This is a genomic window from Mycobacterium persicum, assembly GCF_002086915.1.
In the GTDB taxonomy this organism is placed as follows: domain Bacteria; phylum Actinomycetota; class Actinomycetes; order Mycobacteriales; family Mycobacteriaceae; genus Mycobacterium; species Mycobacterium persicum.
Genome location: NZ_MWQA01000001.1, coordinates 1760230 through 1781762, shown reverse-complemented (window position 1 = coordinate 1781762; position 21533 = coordinate 1760230). Strand labels below are relative to the sequence as shown.

The following is a 21533-nucleotide window of genomic DNA, read 5'->3' as shown; positions in this document are numbered from 1 at the left end:
GCTAACCATCCTCGCTTCTGTGGGCTACCTCAGCGGAGGCAGCCGCGTGACGCCGGCATCGGCCGGTCTAGTCGTCGGCCGCTTCGACCTTGGCCATCGCCAACACGTCCAGGCGGCGGTCAAGCTCCTCGATCGAGAGTTTGGCGCCCACCAGGCCGCGATCGATGACGGTCTGGCGGATCGTCTTTCGCTCCTTGAGTGCCTGCTTGGCGACGGCGGCCGCCTCCTCGTAACCGATCGCCGAGTTCAGCGGTGTCACGATCGACGGTGACGACTCAGCCAGCTCACGCAGGTGCTCGACGTTGGCGGTCAGCCCGGTGATGCAGCGCTGCGCGAACAACTTTGAGACGTTGGTCAGCAGCTTGAACGACTCGAGGATGTTGCGGGCCATCATCGGGATGTAGACGTTGAGTTCGAAGGCGCCGTTGGCGCCGCCCCAGGCCACCGCGGCGTCATTGCCGATCACCTGCGCGGCAACCTGGGTAACCGCCTCCGGGATAACCGGATTCACCTTGCCCGGCATGATGGAGCTGCCCGGCTGCAGATCCGGCAGCCGGATTTCGGCCAGCCCGGTCAACGGGCCGGATCCCATCCAGCGAATGTCGTTGGCGATCTTGGTCAGTGACACCGCGATGGTGCGCAGCGCGCCGGATGCCTCGACCAATCCGTCCCGCGCGGCTTGGGCTTCGAAAGAGTTTGCCGCCGTACGCAATTCGGACAGGCCGGTCTGGTCCACCAGTACCGAGACCACCTTGACGCCGAAGCCCTCGGGCGCGTTGAGGCCGGTGCCGACGGCGGTGCCGCCGATGGCCAGTTCGCCTAGCCGAGGCAGGGTGGCGCGCACTCTTTCGATGCCGGCCTCGATCTGACGGGCATATCCGCTGAACTCCTGGCCGAGGGTGATCGGGACGGCATCCATCAGGTGGGTCCGGCCCGACTTCACCACCGTCTGCCACTCCAGAGCCTTGGCCGCCAGCGCATCGTGCAACACCTGCAGGGCCGGGATGAGATGAGAGACCGCGGCCTCGGTCGCCGCGATATGGGTTGCGGTCGGGAAGGTGTCGTTGGACGACTGCGACATGTTGACGTCGTCGTTGGGGTGCACCGTGACCCCGTTGGCGGCGGCGATGCTCGCGATCACCTCGTTGGTGTTCATGTTGGAGCTGGTGCCCGAACCCGTTTGGAAGACGTCGATGGGGAACTGGTCGTCGTGTCGACCGTCGGCGATCTCGGCTGCGGCGGCGATGATGGCGTCGGCCTTTTCCGGCGCCAGCAACCCCAGGTCCTTGTTGACGTGCGCGCACGCGCCTTTCAACAGCCCCAGGGCACGGATCTGGGCGCGCTCCAGGCCCCGCCCCGAGATCGGGAAGTTCTCCACCGCACGCTGGGTTTGTGCGCGCCACAACGCTTTCGCCGGCACCCGGACCTCGCCCATGGTGTCGTGTTCGATGCGGTAGTCGGTGTCGTTCTCAGAGGCACTGTCGGCCATTGATCAGATCCTTGATTGTGGGGAACGGTTACGGCAGAGGGTAGGCGGCATTGGTGTCGCCGGTGAAGTCGATGGCCGAGTATTCGTTGAGCTTCGAAAGCCGGTGGTAGGCCTCGATCATCCGCACCGTGCCCGACTTCGACCGCATCACGATCGACTGGGTGGTGCAGCCGCCGGGGTAGTAGCGCACCCCCTTGAGTAGGTCGCCGTCGGTGACCCCGGTGGCGCAGAAGAAGACGTTCTCGCCGGCGACCAGGTCTCTGGTGGTCAGCACCTGGTCGAGGTCGTAGCCGGCGTCGAGCGCCTTGCGCCGCTCGGCCTCGTCCTTGGGCGCCAGCTGGGCCTGGATCGCCCCGCCCATGCACCGGATCGCGGCGGCGGCGATGATGCCCTCCGGGGTGCCGCCGATGCCGGCCAGCATGTCGGTACCCGACTCGGGCCGGCACGCTGAAATCGCGCCGGCGACATCGCCGTCGGTGATCAGCCGGATCCGCGCCCCGGTGGCGCGCACGTCGTGGATCAGCTGCGCGTGCCGTGGACGGTCCAGGATGCACACCGTCATGTCGCGCACCGACAACTCCTTGACCTTGGCCACGGCCCGGATGTTTTCCGAAATCGGGGCGGTGATGTCCAGCACGTGTGCGGCGTCGGGGCCGACGGCGATCTTGTTCATGTAGAACACCGCCGACGGGTCGAACATCGCACCTCGGTCGGCCACCGCCAGTACTGAAATGGCGTTGGGCATGCCTTTGCTCATCAGCGTGGTGCCGTCGATCGGGTCGACGGCGAAGTCGCATTCCGGGCCGTCGCCGTTGCCGACTTCTTCGCCGTTGTAGAGCATCGGCGCATCGTCTTTTTCGCCCTCGCCGATCACTACGACCCCGCGCATCGAGACCGAGTTCACCAGCTCGCGGATCGCGTCGACCGCCGCGCCGTCGCCGCCCTCCTTGTCCCCGCGGCCCACCCAGCGCCCGGCGGCCATGGCGCCGGCCTCGGTGACCCGCACCAACTCGAGGGCCAGGTTGCGGTCCGGAGCTTCGCCGCGCGGCGGCCGGCTGGGCGAAGGGTCGGTTTTCGCAACCGTCGCCGGCGACGAACCGGATCCCTGTGCAGTCATGGTTGCTGATTGTCCCAGAAGCGAATCGCGCGACACGAGCTGGGATACTGGCCAGGTGACTGTTGAGCCGCAGCCGGCCCCGAAGCCGGCCAAACCACGGTTGCTGCACGACGGTCGCGACATGTTCTGGTCGCTGATGCCGCTGGTGATCGGCTGCATTCTGCTGGCCGGCATGGTCGGGATGTGTTCGTTGCAACCGGGCGGAACGACCCGGGGACGGATCCCGTCCTACGACGCGGCGACGGCACTAGGGGCAGACGCTGCGACACTGGGGTTCCCGGTCAGGCTGCCGGTATTGCCGACGGGATGGCAATCCAACTCCGGTGGTCGTGGCGGCATCGAGAACGGCCGGACCGATACGTCGGCCGGTCAGCGGCTCCATGCAGCCACCTCGACCGTGGGATACATCAGCCCGACGGGGAGGTACCTCAGCCTGACCCAGAGCAATGCGGACGAGGACAAGCTGGTCGGTTCCATCCATCCGGGCATGTACCCCACCGGGACGGTCGACGTGGGCGGAACGAGCTGGGTCGTGTATCAAGGTGCCGACAAGAACGGCGCCCTCGAGCCGGTGTGGACCACCAGGCTGGCCAGCCCCGCCGGTCCCACCCAGGTCGCGATCACCGGAGCCGGCAGCGCCGAGGAGTTCCGTACGCTGGCGACGGCGACGCAATCCCAGCCGCCCCTGCCGGCGAGCCGATAGGAGGGACGTAGCTTGAGCGGACCCGAGGCAGACCTGTCCGGGTGGTCGGCGTCGCCATTCACCGGCGGCGGCTACACACACCAGGTCTATCGCAGGGGCTCCGGCCCCGGCGTGGTGCTGATCCCGGAGATCCCGGGCATTCATCCCGGGGTGCTGGGCCTGGGTAATCACTTGGTGGACAACGGGTTCACCGTGGCCATACCGTCGCTGTTCGGTGAGCCGGGCAAGGCGGTGTCGGCCGGCTACGTGGCGGCCACGATCAGCCGGGCGTGTGTGGCCCGGGAATTCGCGGCGATGGCCACCAACAAGCAGCGCCCGGTGTCGCAGTTTCTTCGCGCGCTGGCGCGCGACCTCAACGCGTCGACCCCTGGTAAGGGTGTCGGCGTGATCGGCCAGTGTTTCACCGGCGGCTTCGCGCTGGCCGCCGCCGTCGACGACAGCGTGCTCGCCCCGGTGCTCAGCCAGCCCTCGGTGCCATTGCCGCTGACGCCCGCGCAGCGTCGCGACCCCGGGCTGAGTGAATCCGAACTTCGAGTCGTCGCCGACCGCTGCGCCAACGACGGCTTGTGCGCCATGGGGTTGCGTTTCAGCGAGGACAAAATGGCGCCGCGGGAACGGTTCGCCACGCTCAAGCAGCGACTCGGCGACGCGTTCGAGGTGATCGAGATCGACTCCAGCCCGGGCAATGCGGACGGCTTCAGCCGGATGGCGCATTCGGTGCTCACCGACGAGGTCCGCGAGGTCGACGGTCAGGCGGCTTACGAAGCCCGCAAGCGGGTGGTCGAGTTCCTCACTGAGCGGCTGAGTCGGTAGCCGCGCCGGCCGGGGTGTTCCCGGTGCGGCGCGAAAGCCACTTGCGACGGGTGGGTGGGTCGTGGTGCTGTTTGAGTTCGACTCCCTTGTAGACCGCCAGGTAGACGTCGATGGTGGTGACGATGAGGATCATCAGCACCGGACCGATGATGATGCCCCACGGTCCGAACATGCCGATGCCGGCGAACACCGAGAGCAACATGAGCGCGGAGTTCAGCCGGGCGTCGCGCGGAACCAGGATCGGTCGCAACAAGTTGTCGATGTTGGTGACTACCAGCAGGTGCCACAGCACCACGAACACGCCGCCGGCGATGTTGCCGTAGAAGATCATCCCGATGCCAAACGGGATCGTCACGATCCCGCCACCCAGCGGAATGATCGACAGCGCGGTCAACACGATCGCGAAGATGAAGAACCCGTGGTGAAATCCGGCGAGGTAGATGGACGCGGCGCCGGCCACTCCTTGGCACAGGGCGATGACGAACTGGCCGTTGACGGTGCCGCGCACCATCGAGCCCATCTTGCGCAGGTACAAATCGGTGACTTCCTCGCCCAGCGGGTTGAGCTGGCCGATCAGCGTCCTTAATCTGTCCCGGTTCAGCAGTAGCGCCACGAAAACATACAGAAAGATGATGGCCGACGTGACCGCGCCGGCGAGGCTTCCGGCCGCGCCCTGCAAGACATGCAGCAACCAGGTGCCAACGGTGCGAGCCGCCGAGATCATCGTGTTGCGCAACATCTCGGGAGTCACGGTCACATGCAGAAACGGCACCCGGGCCAGCAGGTCGTTGACCAGGTGCAACACCTTGTCGCCGAGTTCGCTGGGATCGGTGGTCTTGAACCACTCGGCAACGTTGTCGACCATCCGGGCGACCTGGACGACGGCCAGCACCACCAACAGCGCCACCGGAATGAAAACAATGGCCAATGCCGTCAACACCGTGCACGTTGCCGACAAGCCGGTGCTCAGCCGCTTGTTGAACCAGGTGAACAGTGGGGTGAACAGATAGGCGCCCACCGCCGCAACCACGATGAGCACGAAATAGTCACGCAAGAAGTAGGCGCCGAACAGCAGGGCGACCAGCGTGAGGACCGCCAGCGCGCGCTTCTGGGTGAGCGTGAATTCGGTGTTCATCTTCGGACCGGGGCTGCCCTCCGCATCGGTGCTTGTGCGCAACCTTAACCGGAGATCCCCTGGCGGCTGGGGTCGAATTTCTCGCAGGCTGCTGGTGAGCCGAAGTCTGCCCACAATGTCAAGACGAGCCCATTTCACGACATCTGGCGTGTCTTCGCTGGAATCGGGAGTGCGCCCAGGACAACGGGCGAAGGATGAACGTCGGCAGGTACGGCCTCAGCCGGACAGGACCGGCGTGCTTGGACGTTCTCGCGGTTGTCGTGGAGGGGTCGCGCCAGACTTGTCAGAAAATATCAAACAGCGCACAAGAACTATCTTGAAACCGGGTTTATAACGGATATTGCGCGCCACAACATCGAGCAGTTAAATGGAGTTGGCAAATATTGATGCCGGTGTATAGCCTCGACCCGTCCTGTAGCCCAGGTTCTCATCGATCGTCATCCGTCCCCATATCCGTGTGGGAGAAGTCGACAATACTGCCTGGAAAGATACATGAGCTTGGTCCGTGCAGGGTTCCGATCAACTGCTGAACTACCAATGCATTCACCGTTGCCCAACCGTGCTGGCTGACTGCTTCGGATGCGATCCTGGTTATCGCCCACGTGCTCGCGCGGGTCGCGAGCGCAATGATGGCGCCGGGCTGTAGCTGCTTGACTAAAAAGTTAATCTTCACCTGGTGTTACCTAACTGACGTCGACATTTCGGGCAGGCCGTTTGACTTGGAGGCCGTGGTCCTACCGATGACATCGTCGGCTGGCCGAGACAATTACCGCAGTTAGGTGGCCATTCTTCGGTGTCCGTTGAAGCCGCAGCGACGATTGGACCGCCCGATCCGGCCGCATCTCATGGAATTGCTTTGACGCAGCGAGCATGTCTACTGCCGCAGTATAGAGGGGTAACGCCGATCTGCTGATCGCGTTTTTCAATGAATTGATATATCTCAACTATCAAAAGTGTTAGAGACGCATTGATAACCCGGCTCATTTCGGGAAGCAAAACCGTGAGTTAGTAGGCATTTGGGCATGCATCTGTTATCGGTTATACTGCGAGAGTAGCGGCTTGAGATGGCAATTACGCCATGCGATTCCGCTGCATGGGACACACGAGCCGGCGGCACACATCAGCTCATAAATTTAACCCAGCAATGACGGGCTCAAGCTGAACGCATAGGCTGTCGATCAGCAAACTAACAGGAAGGCGAATATAAACCACATATATCTTTCAGCTTCACCCGTCATAGTTGTGTCAGCCGGCCACGTCGAGGCGTCCCGGCAGAACAACGGCAAAGCATTGTTCATTCATTGCTTTTGCTGCGCTACGGGGTCGCTACGGGGTCGTGGTGCTGGCCAGCGCACCCCGCAGCTGCGATGTCTCGATCAAGAGGCCGGCATCAGGCCAAAGCGATCCAAGCGAAATGGGAGGAACTCACGTGACAACTTCAGATCGTTGCCGGCATGCGGCATCCCTGGTTGACGGTGAGGTCGTCGAGGAGTCAGACCTGGGCTCGATCCGACGCCTGACGGCCGACAACTTTCCGATACTGCGCGGAATGTCCATCAAACGGGTGGTCATCAATCCGGGCGTGATGCGCACGCCGCATTGGCATGCCAATACCAACGAGTTGACCTGTTGCGTCTCGGGAACGTCGCTGGTTTCCGTCCTTGACACCTACAGCCAGTTCGCGAGTTTTACCGTCAGTGCCGGAGACATGTTCCACATCGATTCGGGATCGCTGCACCATATCGAAAATATCGGCGAGGATGTTGCGGAGTTCATCATCGCGTTTCGCAGTGAGCGGCCGGAGGATTTCGGTCTGGGCGCGGCGTTCGGAGCGATGACCGATGCGGTGCTGGGCAATACCTACGACCTGCCGGCGTCGGACTTCGCCGCACTGCGCCGCGAGACCATCGATCGCCCGTTGGCCGCACGGATCGGTGAGCCGAATGTTCCTTCTAACGCCTGGTTCAACGATCCGCACAAGTTCTCTGTCGAGGCGCAGAGCCCGCCGGTCGGGCTTGCTGTCGGGTCGGCACGGCTGGCGCGCGTGCAATTCTGGCCGGCGTTGAAGGACCTGTCCATGTATTCGCTGCGGGTGCGCGAGGACGGAATGCGCGAACCGCACTGGCACCCCATTACCGCCGAGATGGGTTACGTGAAAGCAGGTTCGGCGCGAATGACGATCATGGATCCCGATGGATCGCTCGACACCTATTACCTCAACCAGGGCGACGTGTACTTCGTTCCACGCGCCTACCCACACCACATCGAGGTCGTCGATGCGCCCGACATCCACTTCACGATCTTTTTCGACCAGCCCACCCCGGGGGATATCGGGTACCGCGCGTCGATCAGCGCGTATTCGCGGGAGGTCCTTGCGGCCACGTTCAACACCCATATCGACGACCTGCCGCAATTCCCGTTCACCAACATCGATCCGTTGATTGTCACGCGAAGTAATCCGGTCGACGAACGAGGGGTTGGGGAGTGACGGTGTCTCCGTCCTGGGAACTTCCGTACGCGTGGCCCCGCACGCCGGTGCTGGCACGCAACGTCGTGTGTGCCTCGCAGCCACTCGCGGCGCAGGCCGGGTTGCGAATGTTGGCCCAGGGTGGTAACGCCGTTGATGCTGTCCTGGCCACCGCGATCACGCTGACCCTGGTGGAACCAGTTTCTAACGGCATCGGTTCAGATGCTTTCGCGATCGTGTGGGACGGTGGGCAGTTACATGGCCTGAACGCCTCAGGTCGCTCACCTGCCGGGTGGACGCCGGAGTATTTTGGCGGGCAAGAGGTACCGAGCTTGGGCTGGAATTCGGTAACCGTACCCGGGGCGGTGTCGGCGTGGGCTGAATTACACAAGCGATTTGGGAAGCTGCCGTTCGCCGCTCTTTTCGAGCCCGCAATCCACTACGGGCGCAACGGGTTTCTCGTCTCCCCGACGATCGCCAGACAGTGGGCGGCTCAGGTGGCGTTACTGGCTGGTCAGCCTGGCTTCGGTGAGGCGTTCCTGCCGAACGGGCGGGCGCCCCGGGCCGGCGAGGTCTTCCGGTTGCCCGACCACGCGCGCACTTTGGAAGAGATCGCGACCAGCAACGGGGTTGCGTTCTACCAGGGTGGGCTAGCGGAAATCATTGCGAGACACGCAAAGTCGCACGGTGGAGTGATGACAGTGGAAGACCTTTCCGCCCATCGGGCGGACTGGGTGACACCGATCAGCCATGATTACCGGGGCTACCGGGTCCATGAGATTCCGCCGAACGGTCAGGGCATCGTCGCGCTGATCGCTTTGGGTATTCTGCAGCACTTCGACATGGCTGCGTTGGGTGTCGATTCAGCAGACAGCGTGCATGTCCAGATCGAGGCGATCAAACTGGCCTTCGCCGATGCGCTGGCCTACGTCGGCGACCCCGACTACATGCGGCTCACCCCAGCACAACTCCTCAATGAGGATTACTTGGCCGGTAGGGCGGCACAGATTGACATGCAGCGGGCGCAGTCGTTTGAAGCCGGCATGCCAACCGGTGGCACGGTTTACCTCACGGCTGCGGACAGCAATGGGATGATGGTGTCGATGATCCAATCGAACAACATGGGCTTCGGTTCTGGCGTGGTGATCCCCGGCACCGGCATCTCTCTGCATAATCGGGGCGCGAATTTCGTTGCGGCGAAAGGGCACCCAAACCAGGTGGGACCCGGGAAGCGGCCCTACCACACCATCGTGCCCGGGTTCGTGACCAAGGACGGCCGACCCGTCATGAGCTTCGGGGTCATGGGTGGCACCATGCAGCCACAGGGCCAAACCCAAGTCGTTGTTCGAATCGTTGACTTCGATCAGAATCCCCAAGCTGCTTGCGACGGTCCGCGTTTCCGGGTGGTGCAAGGTATGCAGGTCACCGTGGAAGATGGCTTTCCCGCGGCAACCATTGATGAGCTGGCTCGGCGTGGGCATGAGTTCGTCACGGTCGACGACTACAACCAATTCGGTAGCTGCCAAGCGATCTGGTGCCTGGACGACGGCTACCTGGCCGCCAGCGATCCCCGACGCGATGGCCAGGCGGTCGGGTTCTAGCGTGACGTGTGCGCCGGTTGCTGGGTCGGGCCAACTTTCGCACTGACTGTTGGCTCGGTTGTGTGGGTGTGGTTACACCCGTTGGGCTGGTCGAGGGCTGCACACGGTGTCTGGACACAACTGCGCGCGCGACTGTGCGAGCCGGGCTATCGGAGTCGATGGGCGACCAGTCGCTAACCTGACGTCAGGCATGGGAATGGGAGTTTCAGGGTATGGCGATCGACGACCGTGTGGTCGAAACCAGCTACGGCCCGGTCCGGGGCACCGACGACGGCACCACGACTACCTGGAAGGGCGTGCGGTATGCCGCGCCGCCGCTGCGCGACCTGCGCTTTCGGGCGCCGGAGCCGCCGAAGCGATGGACCGAGGTGGCCGACACCGTCAGCTTCGGGCCGGCCTGCCCGCAACCGGTCATTCCCAACATGCCACTCGATTTGGGCGCGCCTCAGAGCGAGGACTGTCTGCGGCTGAACATCTGGGCCCCAGCGGGCGCCGGGCCGGGCGCAGGCAAGCCCGTGATGGTGTGGCTGCACGGCGGCGCCTACCTGCTCGGGTCGGGTAGTCAGCCCCTCTACGACGGCCGGCGGCTGGCCGCCAGTGGCGACGTGGTCGTGGTGACGATCAACTACCGGCTCGGCGCGCTGGGCTTTCTCGACCTGTCAACGTTGCGCGCGTCGCGACGATTCGACTCCAACGTCGGGCTGCGGGACGTGTTGGCCGCCCTGCGCTGGGTACGTGACAACATCGCGGGCTTCGGCGGCGATCCCGGCAACGTCACGCTGTTCGGCGAATCCGCGGGAGCCGGGATCGTCACGACGCTGCTGGCCGTCCCGGCAGCGGCGGGGCTGTTCGACCGCGCGATCGCCCAAAGCTCCCCGGCCACCTCGGTATACGACCGCGACCGGGCGCAGCGGGCGGCGATGTGCGTTCTCGGCAAGCTCGGAATCGGCACCTCCGAGGTGGACCGGCTGGTCGATGTCCCGATCACCGCGATCATCACCGCGTCGAAAGAAGTGTTCGACGAAGTGCCCGTCCGCAACCCCGGCACCCTGGCGTTCGTGCCGATCGTTGACGGCGACGTGTTGGACGACTACCCGGTGAAAGTGGCGCAGGAGGGCCGCTCCCATCCCGTCCCGTTGATCATCGGCACCAACAAGCACGAGGCGGCGCTGTTCCGGTTGATGCGTTCGCCGCTGATGCCGATCACTCCGCGCGCGATCACGTCGATGTTCACCCAGATCGCCGCCGAACAGCCCGACCTGCAATTGCCCACCGAGGAGCAGATCGGGCAGGCCTATTCGCGCATCCGGCGCAAGGCGCGGCCGCTGAGCATCGCCACCGACGTCGGCTTCCGGATGCCCTCGGTGTGGCTGGCCGACGGACACCGCAGGGTGGCGCCGGTATATCTTTACCGCTTCGACTATTCGACGCCGTTGCTCAAGTTGCTACTGGTCAATGCCGCGCACGCCACCGAATTGCCTTATGTCTGGGGCAATCTCGGCGGACCCCACGACCCGACGCTGCGGCTCGGCGGGGTCAGGACCGCCAAGGCGGTCTCCGGCAGAGTGCGGACCCGGTGGGTCAACTTCGCCAGGCACGGTAAGCCGGCGGGCGAGCCGGACTGGCCGGCGTACGACGACGCCGACCGGGCCTGCCTGGTCATCAACAGAACCGACAGCGTTGCGCGCGATCTCGACGGCCACCTCCGAGCTGCCTGGGGCGGCGAGGTCGTGGGCTTCCGCTAGCCGCGGGTGGATCGAGAGGTGGGTGCGGTGAGCTCCAACGCCCAGACATCGCGAGCCTTGGTCCTGGAGGCGCCGCGCCGCCTGGTTGTCCGGGAGCTTGCGGTGCCGGAGATCGGCGCTGACGACGCGCTGGTGCGGGTGGAAGCCTGCGGATTGTGCGGCACCGACCACGAGCAGTACACCGGGGCGCTGAGCGGCGGCTTCGCCTTCGTTCCGGGTCACGAAACCGTCGGGATCATCGAGGCCATCGGGCCGCAGGCAGCCCGGCGCTGGGGCGTGGCCGCCGGCGACCGGGTGGCGGTCGAGGTGTTCCAGTCGTGCCGGCAGTGCGCAAACTGCCTCGCCGGTGAGTACCGGCGCTGCGAACGCCACGGTCTGGCCGACATGTACGGCTTCATCCCCGTCGACCGCGCACCCGGCCTGTGGGGCGGTTACGCCGAATACCAATACCTGGCGCCCGACTCGATGGTGTTGCCGGTCCCGGCCGGCCTGGATCCCGCGGTGGCCACCCTATTCAATCCACTGGGAGCCGGAATACGCTGGGGTGCAACGCTTCCAGGCACCGGCGCCGGTAACGTCGTCGCGGTGCTCGGACCGGGTGTCCGCGGACTGTGCGCTGCCGCGGCGGCCAAGGAAGCCGGCGCGGGATTCGTCATACTGACCGGGGTGGGTCCCCGTGACGCCGACCGGCTGGCGCTGGCCGGCGAGTTCGGTGTTGACCTCGCCGTCGACGTCGCGACGGACGACCCGGTCGCGGCGCTGGCTGGGGCGACCGGCGGGCTGGCCGACGTCGTCGTCGACGTCACCGCCAAGGCGCCGACGGCGTTTGCGCAGGCGATCGCGCTCGCGCGGCCGGCCGGGACGGTCGTGGTCGCCGGCACCAGGGGCATGGGAGCCGGCGCGCCCGGATTCTCGCCGGACCTGGTGGTGTTCAAGGAGCTGCGTATCCTCGGCGCTCTCGGGGTGGACGCCACCGCCTACCGGGCGGCGCTGGTGATGCTGGCATCTGGTCGCTACCCGTTCGAACACCTGCCGCGACGCTGCGTGCGCCTCGACGACGCCGAGGAGCTGCTCGCCACCATGGCCGGCGAGCGTGATGGCGTCCCGCCCGTGCACGGAGTACTCACGCCATGAGTCCGCACCGGGCTGACCTGCGCTTCGTCATCATCGGCGCCGGCATGGCCGGGGTGTTGGCCGCCATCAAGTTGCGCGAGGCCGGCTTCACCGATGTCAGCGTGTATGAGAAGGCCGGGCGGCTGGGCGGAACCTGGCGGGAGAACACCTACCCTGGCGTCGCCTGCGACGTGCCGGCACACCTGTACACCTACAGCTTCGCCCCGAACCCGGAGTGGAGTCACGCGTTCGCGCCCGGGCCGGAGATTCTGGCGTATTTCGAGGGCGTCGCACGCCGCTACGGCGTCGAGGAACTGGTCCGCTACGGCCACGCGGTGCGCCGCCTCGAATACGACGGAAGTTGTTGGCGCATCGAGACATCCACCGGCGAACGCGACGAGGCCGACGTCGTCATCGCCGCCACCGGCGTGTTGCATCACCCGCGCTACCCAGATATCAACGGGCTCAACGAATTCGGTGGCAGCATCTTCCATAGCGCCCGCTGGGACCACAGCGTGCCGCTGGCAGGCATGCGAGTCGGGGTGGTCGGCACCGGCTCGTCGGCGGTGCAGATCACCGGCGCCATCACCGAAGTCGTGCGCGAGCTGCATCTGTTCCAGCGCACCCCGCAGTGGATCCTGCCAGTCGACAACCCGCCCGTCGACGATGCCGACCGCGCACGCTACCGGTCCGACCCGGCGGCGCTGACCCGGCTGCGCGCCCAGCTGAACCGGGACTTCGTCCAAAGCTTCGCCAACGCGGTCGTCGACGCCGACTCGCAGGCACTGCAGGCGCTGCAACGGGTGGCCCACGCCAACCTCGAGGACAGCGTCGCCGACCCCGGACTGCGGGACAAGCTGCGGCCCGACTACCGGGCAGGGTGCAAGCGGCTGATCATCTCCGGCAACTTCTACAAGGCGATCCAGCGGCCCAACGCCCATCTGGTCACCGAGGGCATCGACCGCGTCGAGGCCGACGGGGTACGCACCTTCGACGGAACGCTGCATCGCCTCGACATGCTGGTGCTAGCCACCGGTTTTCGGGTGGATCGTTTCTTGCGCCCGATGGATGTGGTCGGCCGCGGCGGTGTGCGTCTCGACGATGTGTGGGCACAACGGCCATTCGCCTACTTGTCGGTGTCGTTGCCCGATTTCCCCAACCTGTTCATGCTCAACGGGCCCAACGGGCCGGTGGGCAACTTCTCGCTGATCGACGTCGCCGAGGCTCAGATAGCTTATCTGATCCAGCTTTTCGAGCTACTGGCCGACGGTCGGTGTCGCCAGATCAGTGCCGGTCGCGAGGCCACGGCACGCTTCGAAGCCGACCGCATCGAAGCGGCGAAAAAGACGGTGTGGGTGACCGGCTGCCGCAGCTGGTATCTCGATGACCGCGGCGTTCCGGTGGCATGGCCGTGGACGTTCACCCGCTTCCGCGATGTCATGTCGCGTCCGGCCCTCGACGACTACGAATTGCGGTAGGGCGGTGCTGATCAAGTTGCCGTACTCAGTGGAGTCCCAGCGGGCGCAGTGCCCCGTCGAAAGCGCAGGTGAGACGCTGATTGACGAGCCGCCGGGGGTCTGCGAGCACTGATCCAGGTACGGGGACCAGGAGCCGGTGATCGTGATCCGTATCGGCGCCTCGCCTGGGCAAGCCCACAGCGACAAGCAGTGGGCTGCGGGGGAACTTCGGCCCGCTGACCGCCCAGCCGCAACCCGGCAACCAAGAACACACTGTGGGCCACCGTGCAATATCGAGGCCTATCCAGAGAAATATACGCCAAATAGCTGATGGTTTCCTTTGGGCAATGCCGTATTTCTGAAAATGTCACGTTCGCTTACATCGGATGATTTAGCGCGTCAACGCTGAGGTGGTAGAAGGATGTCCGCAATGGCCATGCCATATGTCTACAGTGGTGAGGTTTGCATCATTTCAGCCGGAATTGTCCACCCAACTGCGAAGCGGCGTCTGATATCCGTGTGGATAGCGGGATAGCCCCTCTTGCATGACGGCTGCGACCATGGTTCCATTCCGGTCAAAGATTTTGCCCTGGACCAGGACCCGTCCAGATTGCGCCGATGGTGACGACTGATCATAGAGTAGCCATTCGTCGGCGCGAAACGGCCGCATGAACCACATCGCGTGATCTAGCGGAGCCATCTGAAGATGCTGCAAATCCCACTCGTGAAATGCCTTGAAGGCTTCGTCGTCCAGCGCCTCCACCCCGCGGATATCAGGCAGATTTTCGGGTGCAGGCGCAGGTGGAACCGGGTCCTGATGGGCGATGCCGTCCTGCGCTGTGTGATGGCCCAACCAACCGGATCCGGCGAGGCTATCCCTATGATGCCCATTGCGCCGCGGACCGTGGGATCGCGTTTCGCCACGCCCGCGGAGGTAACCACCCGCGGCGGTATCGGCGCTGAGATCCCGCGAGCAGGGATCGGATAACGGCCGCAACGGCGCGCACACGTTGCCCAACAACGACATTCGTAGACCCCAGGAGGATGAGCCGTGTCATTTGTGACCATAGAGCCGCAAGCATTGGAATGCGCCGCAACGGATTTGGCTGCTATCGGTTCGGCATTTAGCGAGGCCAGCGCCGCCGCCGCCGTCCCCACCACAGGGTTACTGCCCGCCGGCGCCGACGAGGTATCGGCGGCGATCACCACCCTGCTTGCCGGCCATGGCCAACGGTGGCGCGCCTTCAGCAACGACTACGAGTGGCTGCACCAGCAGTTTGTCGACCTGCTCAACGGCGGCTCGATGCGGTATTGGATCACCGAGATAGAAAACGCCGCCCAGAATGCCCTCAAGACAGCCAATGCCGATAGCGAATGGCTCGTCGGGCGCCCGATCATCGGCAACGGCGCCAATGGACTCAATGGGACCGGGCAAAACGGCGGCGCCGGCGGATGGCTGTGGGGCAACGGCGGTAACGGCGGATCCGGCGCAGCGGGTCAAAACGGCGGCAACGGCGGCGCAGCAGGGCTGTTCGGCCATGGCGGCAACGGCGGAGCCGGCGGCACCGGCGCCAACGGCGGCGACGGCGGCCACGGCGGACTACTTGTCGGCAACGGTGGCGCCGGCGGAGCCGGTGGAGCCGGAGCCGCGACTATCGCCAGCGGCCGCGGTGGGGCCGGCGGAAACGGCGGAGCGGCCGGACTATTCGGCAACGGAGGCGCCGGGGGCGACGGCGGCAAGAGTGTCGGCGACGGTGTACGCGGCGGCTCGGGTGGAAACGGCGGCGACGGTGGGCTGATTCTTGGCAACGGTGGCGACGGCGGCAACGGCAGTCCGGGCGGCGGTCACGGCAGTCTCGGCGGCAATGGCGGCAAGGGTGGCGACGCTCACCTGTTCGGCAATGGCGGCAACGGTGGCAATGGTGCGAATGGTGGCACCGGAGGTGCCGGGGGCCAGGGGGGCATGCTGTTTGGGAGGCATGGCAAGCACGGTGTCACGCCGTTCTACTCCGCGTCAGCGTCGCCCACCGCTTACTCAAGCGAGCAACCGGCTGATGACATCGAAAGGTTCGTTGCGCATTAGCACGGTAGCGCGGATCGGCTGGGAGCGCGGCATCAACGAAGTCGGATGGCCGCCGATCCTCCGCCGTTCTAGCTGGGGCGCGCGCTATTCCGGCGGTGCTGCGTCGACGACCGACACCAGATGGGGCTTGGCCGCCGCCTTGACCTGCTCGAAAAGATCCTTGTAGTAGGGGAGACATTCGGCTATGGCCTGCTCGGTGGTAAACAGCGGATGGTAGCCGAGATCGCGCTCGGCCTTGGCGATCGAAAAGTAGTTGTCAAGGTAAAGCCGTTCCACCGCAAGGGGTTCCAGTGGCGGCTTCGGCAGCCCGAACCGGAAGTGCAGCCACTGCCACGCTGACATCAGGTCGCGCACCAGGCGGCCGGATACCCTTATCCGCGGCCAACTTTCGCCGCACGCGGTGACGACCGGCCGGGCGAACTCGAACATGTTGATTGGCTCGGCGTCGTTGATGAAGTACGCTTGCCCGGGAGCCGTGCCCCCGGGGACCAAGTGCTGCGCGGCCAGAATAAAACCGTGAATCAGGTTGTCCACGTATGAGTTGTCCAGCCGGGCCGATTTGCGGCCGACCAGCACCTTGACCTGGCCCTTGACCACGCTTTCGAACAGCTTGCGGAACATCGTCTGATCGCCGCGGCCCCAGATGCCGCTGGGCCGGATAGCGCACGTGAGCATACCGTCAACGCCGTTCTGCGACAACACGAATCGCTCGGCGGCTACCTTCGTCTCGGTGTAGAGGTCGTTGAACCGGCTGGTGTAGGGCATCGTCTCGTCACCGCCGGCGATGTTCTGACCGCCCATCACCACGCTGTTGGACGAGGTGTAGACGAACCGCTGCACCCCCGCACGCTGCGCGCCGTACACCAGGTTCTCGGTGCCGCCGACGTTGACCGCGAAGCTGCGTTTGCGGTATTCGTCGGTCACCGATGCGCCGCCCATCAGTTCGATGATGGCCGCGGTGTGGAAAATCGTGTCGATGTCGTCAACTGCGGTGGCGCAGGTAGATGCGTCGGTGATATCACCCTGCAGCACCTCGAGGCTCGGGTGTGGAGGCAACGGCGACGGCGCGCGGTCGAAGGAACGCACCTGGTATCCCCGCTCCAGCAGCGTGGTAACCATGTTGGCCCCGACGAAGCCTGAGCCGCCGGTTACCAGGACGCGGCCGAGTTCAGTTGTCAACGATGCATCACCCATGCGGCGAAGCATAACTAAAACGTGTTCCAGTTTGGAATACGGATTGGCCAGTTAAACCGGCGCAGGTCGGTGTGCGTCAGTTCTCGGAAGCGCCGCCGGCCGCCAGCGCATCGGTCACCCGTTTCCGGGCGCCAGCTAAGTGCTCCTCACATCTTTTCGCAAGTTGCTCGCCTCTTTCCCAGAGCTTCAGCGACGTATCGAGGTCCAGGCCGCCCTGTTCCAGCAGTCGCACGACCTCGATCAGCTCGTCCCGGCACGCTTCATAGCCGAGCTGACTAATGGGTGTAATAGAGCCGTTCCCGTCGTGGTTTTCGTGGTTTTCGTCAGCAGCCATCGGTATGTCCTTCACTGAGCGCCGCAAGGGCGCCGTCGGCAACCCGCACCCGCAGCCTGGTGCCCGCCGGCGCGTCGTGGACCGACCGCAGCACCCCCGTCGGTTGTCCGGCGGCCGAAAGTCTTTGCACGACGGCATAGCCGCGGGCGAGTGTGGCCGCCGGTCCCAGCGTGGTCAATCGCGCCGACAGGTGGCCGACCCGTTCGGTCTCGGCAGCGATCAACCGGTTGATGTCGCGGCGAACTGCGGAGCGGGCCCGCTGAATTTCGTCGTGGCGCGCGGTGAGCGCCTTCAGCGGGTCGGCCAGCACCGGGCGGTTGCGCAGGTGGGCCAGTGCCCGCTCCTCACGAGAGACCCAGTTGCGCAGCGCTTGGGCGCTGCGCCGGCGCAGGTCGACGATCAACCGCTGCTCGGCTGCGGTATCGGGGACGACTTTCTTGGCCGCGTCGGTGGGGGTGGCGGCCCGCAGATCGGCGACCAGGTCACAGATCGGGTTGTCGGGTTCGTGACCGACCGCACTGATCACCGGTGTGCGGCAGGCCGAAATCGCGCGGCACAGCGTCTCGTCGGAGAACGGCAGCAGGTCCTCGACGCTGCCGCCGCCGCGGGCCAGCACGATCACGTCGACCTCGAGGTGGCGATCCAATTCGCGCAGCGCCTCGACGATCTGCACGACGGCACTGGGTCCCTGCACGGCGGTGTTGCGCACCGCGAACCGCACCGCGGGCCAGCGCGCGGCGGCCACCGTCGTCACGTCCCGCTCGGCCGCGCTCGCCCGGCCGGTGATCAGCCCAATCATGTTGGGTAAGAACGGGATTGGGCGCTTAAGCCGCGGGTCGAAGAGGCCCTCGGCGTCCAGGAGCCGGCGTAACCGTTCGATGCGCGCCAGCAACTCGCCGATGCCGACGGCCCGAATCTCACTGAGCCGCAACGAGAATGTGCCGCGCCCGGTGTAGAACGACGGCTTGCCGCAGACCACCACCTGGGTGCCCTCGGTCAGTTTCACCGGTGCACCCAGTATCAGGTCACGGGGGCAGGTGACGTTCAGCGACATGTCGGCTGCCGGGTCGCGCAGCACCATGAACACCGTCTTGGAGTTCGGCCGCATCGTGATCTGGGCCAGTTGCCCCTCGACCCAGACCGTGCCCAGTCGATCGATCCAGCTCGCGACCCGGATGGCTACCGCGCGGACCGGGAACGGATTCTCGGCCGAGTTCGCCTCGGAAGTTCGGGTCACTTGGCGGTCGCGCGGGTGATCCTGTTGGCCAGCAGCGTCTGGAACGGGGCGCGCGCCTTGGTGGCCTGCTCGTAGGCCAGCAGAGCTTCGAGATCGTTGACATCCAGCGATGGCAGCCGGGCCCGCAGCTGGGCCAGGGTCAGCGACGGATAGTCGAGTTCACTCGCGATCGCGGGTGCCGGGACCGCCGAATTCGACGACGTGTTCGGTTGTCTGGCCGGTATCGGCTTGGTCGGGGAATCGGCGGCCCCGGACTCATCCGGGTCGGACACCGAATACAGCGCGAACCGTCCCGCGGACCGACGGTCGGCGCCGGCGGCGTCGGCGCCCGGCAACGCCGTGAAAGACCCGTCCCAGCCATCGCCGGCGTCGAGCTGGTCCTCGTCGAAGGTCGCCCATTCCGGCTGCTCGTCCTTCGGCGGGAACAGCGTCTCCAATGTGCTGTCGCCCTTGATGACCAGCTCGGCAAGGTTCTGTTGAAACCGCATGACCAGGTGCGCGGCCTGACTGATCAGCGTCATCGGGTACATGAGAATGGTGCGCGGCAGTTTGATCGTCTCCTCGACGGCGACTGTCGCCGCGCCGACCAGTAGCCGAACCCCATACGGTGCAGTAGCCATGGGTCCAAGACTGCCTCAAGCGGCGGCTAAGTCCAAGCGGGGCGGCGATGAGGCGGGGTTGTGTCATGGCTGTGTCGCGGCCGGCGGGCGGAAAGTACCCTGGATGCATGGTGCCGACTGTCGATATGGGGATTCCCGGTGCGTCGAGGTCGGCGGGCTCGCTAACCCACGCCCCAACCCGCAAGCGGGTGCTGTTGGCCGAGCCGAGGGGTTACTGCGCAGGTGTGGATCGAGCCGTCGAGACGGTTGAACGCGCACTGGAAAAGCACGGCGCTCCCGTCTACGTGCGGCATGAGATCGTGCACAACCGCCATGTGGTCGACACGCTGGCCGCAGCCGGTGCGGTGTTCGTCGAGGAGACTGACCAGGTTCCCGAGGGAGCCATTGTGGTGTTCTCCGCGCACGGGGTGGCGCCCACGGTCTATGCGGCCGCGGCCGAACGCAACCTGCAGACCATCGATGCCACCTGTCCGCTGGTCACCAAGGTGCACAACGAGGCCAGGCGCTTTGCCCGCGACGATTACGACATCCTGCTGATCGGTCACGAGGGCCACGAAGAAGTTGTCGGCACCGCCGGGGAGGCGCCCGACCACGTGCAGCTGGTCGACGGGGTACAAGCCGTCGATCAGGTGACCGTGCGCGACGAGAACAAGGTGGTGTGGCTGTCGCAGACCACGCTGTCGGTCGACGAGACCATGGAGATCGTCGAGAAACTGCGTGAGCGGTTTCCCAAACTGCAGGATCCGCCCAGCGACGACATCTGCTACGCCACCCAGAACCGGCAGGTGGCGGTTAAGGCGATGGCGCCGGAGTGCCAACTGGTGATTGTCGTCGGCTCCCGCAATTCGTCGAACTCGGTGCGGTTGGTCGAGGTGGCGCTGGGCGCCGGGGCCAAGACCGCCCACCTGGTCGATTGGGCTGACGACATCGACTCGACATGGCTGGTGGGCGTCACCACGGTTGGTGTCACGTCCGGGGCGTCGGTTCCCGAGGTGCTGGTGCGCGGCGTGCTGGAACGGCTGGCCGAATTGGGCTACGACATGGTGCAGCCGGTGACCACGGCCAACGAGACGCTGGTATTCGCCCTGCCGCGGGAGATCCGGTCGGCGCGGTAAACCCCGCCCGTCTTAGACGTCGTATTCCCAGGAGTCAGACTGGGGCCTGCGCGGTGTGCGGGAACGATTCCGGCGATCAGGCGGCGACTCGTCGCGCGGCTCGTCATAGGGGACGGAGCCGCGGTAACGGACCTGCGAGATCGGGTGGTGGGTGGGGTTGGCGCCGGTTGGCCCGGCCGGGGCGGAGCGCCGCCGCGGCGGCTCATAGGGCTCGTACCGGGTCCCGCGCCGCTCATACCGGTTGGCCGGCTCGGCCGGCTCGGGCGGCTCGTAGGCGCCGGAGGGATCGAAGCGGCTGCTGCGTGGGGCGGGCCGTTCGTAGGGATTGCGGCGGGTGTGCGGATCTCGGCGCGTCTCCCGCGGCGGCTGGGCGCGTAGCTCGGGGTCGTCTTGAGGCCGCGGCCGGCGGCGTGATCGAGGCGGCGGGTCGGCGACGGCGTCATAATCGCGTGCCGGCGCCGGACGCCGGCGGCGCGGACGTTCGGCGCCTGGATCCGACTGACCATCCGCCGCCGTTCGGGCATGCCGGGATCGGGTCCGATCAGTGCGCCGGGCGGTCCGGCCGCTGCGGGACGTACGGCCGGTCGTGCGGGCCGGCTGTGCGCCCTGGTCGGAAGCTTCCTCGGTGGTGTCGCCGGGGGAGAGCCATCCGCTGAATTTGGCCGCCAACCCGCTGATCGCAGACTTTCGCCGGGTGGTTGTCGTCGTGGCGTCGCCGGCTTTCCCGGCTGTGGTGATGCGCTGGGTCATGCCGAAGTACCACCGGATCAGGCCGATCAGCAGCACGCCACCGGCGGTACCAAGCATGTGCGGGAAGCGCTCGATAAGCGGATAACCGCAATTGATCAGCAGATCTTTGAATTTGCCGATCTTGCCCCCGTGGAACAGCCAGTAGGCGCCGGGCACCGCGAAGAAAAGGATCAGCGGTGGCTGGATGACCGCGGTGAACAAGCCCGATTGGCGCACGGCCAGCACCGCCGTCACGCAACCGGCGACGTAAAAGCCGGTGAAGACGTGCGTCAACTCTTTGTGGCCGGCGTCGAACGCGTACCCCACGGCGGTGGCTGTGACGGCTATCAGCACGGCCCCCCACCAGGGCACCCCGGGGATGGTGGGGACGATGGAGCGGTGACTTGGCTCCACCGCTGAACTCGCCCGCTGCGCTGACACATGTAGACCGTACCGGCTGTGAGCCCGAAGGCTCGTCAACACCTCGCCAGCGGCCGGCGGCGTGCCATCCGCAGCCGATGGCGCCGCCCGCGGGGCAGCCGTCACATCTGCCCCAGGAGCCTCTTTGGCGGAGTCAGTCC

The 21533-nt window shown here is 65.6% G+C and carries 17 protein-coding genes and 1 pseudogene; 9 read left to right on the top strand and 9 right to left on the bottom strand.

Going from position 1 to position 21533, the window contains the following annotated elements; translation table 11 throughout:
- Positions 1-67: 67 nt before the first annotated feature.
- A complete protein-coding gene (locus B4U45_RS07915) occupies positions 68-1489 on the bottom strand; it encodes a class II fumarate hydratase (RefSeq protein ID WP_075545742.1) in 1422 nt (473 codons plus the stop codon).
- Between the two features lie 28 nt (positions 1490-1517).
- Positions 1518-2606, bottom strand: a complete 1089-nt coding sequence (gene glpX / locus B4U45_RS07910; protein WP_075545741.1) for a class II fructose-bisphosphatase — start codon at positions 2604-2606, stop codon at positions 1518-1520.
- A gap of 55 nt (positions 2607-2661) precedes the next feature.
- On the opposite strand from glpX, the gene B4U45_RS07905 reads away from it, so the two are divergent.
- Together B4U45_RS07905 and B4U45_RS07900 are read left to right on the top strand one after the other, a co-directional pair.
- Positions 2662-3309 (top strand): DUF4245 domain-containing protein, encoded by a 648-nt coding sequence (locus B4U45_RS07905; RefSeq protein WP_240316489.1) that lies wholly within the window; start codon positions 2662-2664, stop codon positions 3307-3309.
- A 12-nt stretch (positions 3310-3321) separates the two neighbouring features.
- Positions 3322-4122 carry a dienelactone hydrolase family protein gene (locus tag B4U45_RS07900; protein ID WP_075545739.1) on the top strand — a complete coding sequence of 267 codons (801 nt, stop codon included), beginning with the start codon at positions 3322-3324 and terminating at the stop codon, positions 4120-4122.
- Here B4U45_RS07900 and B4U45_RS07895 read toward each other — a convergent pair.
- On the bottom strand, positions 4100-5257 hold the full coding sequence (locus tag B4U45_RS07895) for an AI-2E family transporter (RefSeq protein ID WP_075545738.1): 1158 nt from the start codon (positions 5255-5257) through the stop codon (positions 4100-4102). The two genes, B4U45_RS07900 and B4U45_RS07895, sit on opposite strands and share 23 nt — an antisense overlap.
- Before the next feature lie 1414 nt (positions 5258-6671).
- Between B4U45_RS07895 and B4U45_RS07890 the strand changes: the two genes are divergently transcribed.
- The 5 genes from B4U45_RS07890 (at position 6672) to B4U45_RS07870 (ending at position 13661) form a co-directional block, all read left to right on the top strand.
- Complete coding sequence (locus tag B4U45_RS07890; RefSeq protein ID WP_219859371.1) at positions 6672-7745, top strand: cupin domain-containing protein; 1074 nt, start codon at positions 6672-6674, stop codon at positions 7743-7745.
- On the top strand, positions 7742-9325 hold the full coding sequence (gene ggt / locus B4U45_RS07885) for a gamma-glutamyltransferase (protein WP_075545736.1): 1584 nt from the start codon (positions 7742-7744) through the stop codon (positions 9323-9325). Before B4U45_RS07890 ends, ggt begins: the two co-directional genes overlap by 4 nt.
- Positions 9326-9537: 212 nt before the next feature.
- A complete protein-coding gene (locus B4U45_RS07880) occupies positions 9538-11070 on the top strand; it encodes a carboxylesterase/lipase family protein (RefSeq protein ID WP_075545735.1) in 1533 nt (510 codons plus the stop codon).
- Between the two features lie 27 nt (positions 11071-11097).
- Positions 11098-12204, top strand: a complete 1107-nt coding sequence (locus tag B4U45_RS07875; protein WP_075545792.1) for a zinc-dependent alcohol dehydrogenase — start codon at positions 11098-11100, stop codon at positions 12202-12204.
- Positions 12201-13661 (top strand): flavin-containing monooxygenase, encoded by a 1461-nt coding sequence (locus B4U45_RS07870; RefSeq protein WP_075545734.1) that lies wholly within the window; start codon positions 12201-12203, stop codon positions 13659-13661. Before B4U45_RS07875 ends, B4U45_RS07870 begins: the two co-directional genes overlap by 4 nt.
- A 451-nt stretch (positions 13662-14112) precedes the next feature.
- Here the strand turns inward: B4U45_RS07870 and B4U45_RS07865 are convergent.
- Positions 14113-14481 (bottom strand): annotated as a pseudogene (locus tag B4U45_RS07865) (acyl-CoA thioesterase); the annotation flags it as partial.
- A 210-nt stretch (positions 14482-14691) separates the two neighbouring features.
- Between B4U45_RS07865 and B4U45_RS07860 the strand changes: the two are divergent.
- A complete protein-coding gene (locus B4U45_RS07860) occupies positions 14692-15723 on the top strand; it encodes a PE family protein (protein ID WP_082275258.1) in 1032 nt (343 codons plus the stop codon).
- An 84-nt stretch (positions 15724-15807) separates the two neighbouring features.
- Here B4U45_RS07860 and B4U45_RS07855 read toward each other — a convergent pair whose 3' ends face one another.
- The 4 genes from B4U45_RS07855 to B4U45_RS07840 all read right to left on the bottom strand — a co-directional run bounded on the left by B4U45_RS07855 (position 15808) and on the right by B4U45_RS07840 (position 19108).
- The gene (locus B4U45_RS07855) at positions 15808-16929 is read right to left on the bottom strand and encodes a 3-beta-hydroxysteroid dehydrogenase (protein WP_075545731.1); all 1122 of its coding nucleotides are present in this window, start codon (positions 16927-16929) and stop codon (positions 15808-15810) included.
- Between the two features lie 64 nt (positions 16930-16993).
- Positions 16994-17251, bottom strand: a complete 258-nt coding sequence (locus B4U45_RS07850) for an exodeoxyribonuclease VII small subunit (RefSeq protein WP_075545730.1) — start codon at positions 17249-17251, stop codon at positions 16994-16996.
- Positions 17241-18488: an exodeoxyribonuclease VII large subunit gene (gene xseA, locus B4U45_RS07845; protein ID WP_122526501.1), complete on the bottom strand. Its 1248-nt coding sequence runs from the start codon at positions 18486-18488 to the stop codon at positions 17241-17243. Before xseA ends, B4U45_RS07850 begins: the two co-directional genes overlap by 11 nt.
- Positions 18485-19108 carry a lipid droplet-associated protein gene (locus tag B4U45_RS07840; protein WP_075545728.1) on the bottom strand — a complete coding sequence of 208 codons (624 nt, stop codon included), beginning with the start codon at positions 19106-19108 and terminating at the stop codon, positions 18485-18487. Before B4U45_RS07840 ends, xseA begins: the two co-directional genes overlap by 4 nt.
- 107 nt (positions 19109-19215) lie before the next feature.
- Between B4U45_RS07840 and B4U45_RS07835 the strand changes: the two genes are divergently transcribed.
- Positions 19216-20223: a 4-hydroxy-3-methylbut-2-enyl diphosphate reductase gene (locus B4U45_RS07835; protein WP_075545727.1), complete on the top strand. Its 1008-nt coding sequence runs from the start codon at positions 19216-19218 to the stop codon at positions 20221-20223.
- A gap of 12 nt (positions 20224-20235) precedes the next feature.
- Here B4U45_RS07835 and B4U45_RS07830 read toward each other — a convergent pair whose 3' ends face one another.
- On the bottom strand, positions 20236-21393 hold the full coding sequence (locus B4U45_RS07830) for a DUF6542 domain-containing protein (RefSeq protein ID WP_183155043.1): 1158 nt from the start codon (positions 21391-21393) through the stop codon (positions 20236-20238).
- Positions 21394-21533 lie beyond the last annotated feature (140 nt).

Excerpts from the sequence above, each read along its gene's own strand:
- B4U45_RS07895 (WP_075545738.1), bottom strand. The coding sequence starts at position 5,257 with ATGAACACCGAATTCACGCTCACCCAGAAGCGCGCGCTGGCGGTCCTC.
- B4U45_RS07835 (WP_075545727.1), top strand. The coding sequence starts at position 19,216 with ATGGTGCCGACTGTCGATATGGGGATTCCCGGTGCGTCGAGGTCGGCG.
- B4U45_RS07840 (WP_075545728.1), bottom strand. The coding sequence starts at position 19,108 with ATGGCTACTGCACCGTATGGGGTTCGGCTACTGGTCGGCGCGGCGACA.
- B4U45_RS07880 (WP_075545735.1), top strand. The coding sequence starts at position 9,538 with ATGGCGATCGACGACCGTGTGGTCGAAACCAGCTACGGCCCGGTCCGG.
- glpX (WP_075545741.1), bottom strand. The coding sequence starts at position 2,606 with ATGACTGCACAGGGATCCGGTTCGTCGCCGGCGACGGTTGCGAAAACC.
- B4U45_RS07890 (WP_219859371.1), top strand. The coding sequence starts at position 6,672 with ATGGGAGGAACTCACGTGACAACTTCAGATCGTTGCCGGCATGCGGCA.
- B4U45_RS07850 (WP_075545730.1), bottom strand. The coding sequence starts at position 17,251 with ATGGCTGCTGACGAAAACCACGAAAACCACGACGGGAACGGCTCTATT.
- B4U45_RS07915 (WP_075545742.1), bottom strand. The coding sequence starts at position 1,489 with ATGGCCGACAGTGCCTCTGAGAACGACACCGACTACCGCATCGAACAC.
- B4U45_RS07855 (WP_075545731.1), bottom strand. The coding sequence starts at position 16,929 with ATGCTTCGCCGCATGGGTGATGCATCGTTGACAACTGAACTCGGCCGC.
- B4U45_RS07870 (WP_075545734.1), top strand. The coding sequence starts at position 12,201 with ATGAGTCCGCACCGGGCTGACCTGCGCTTCGTCATCATCGGCGCCGGC.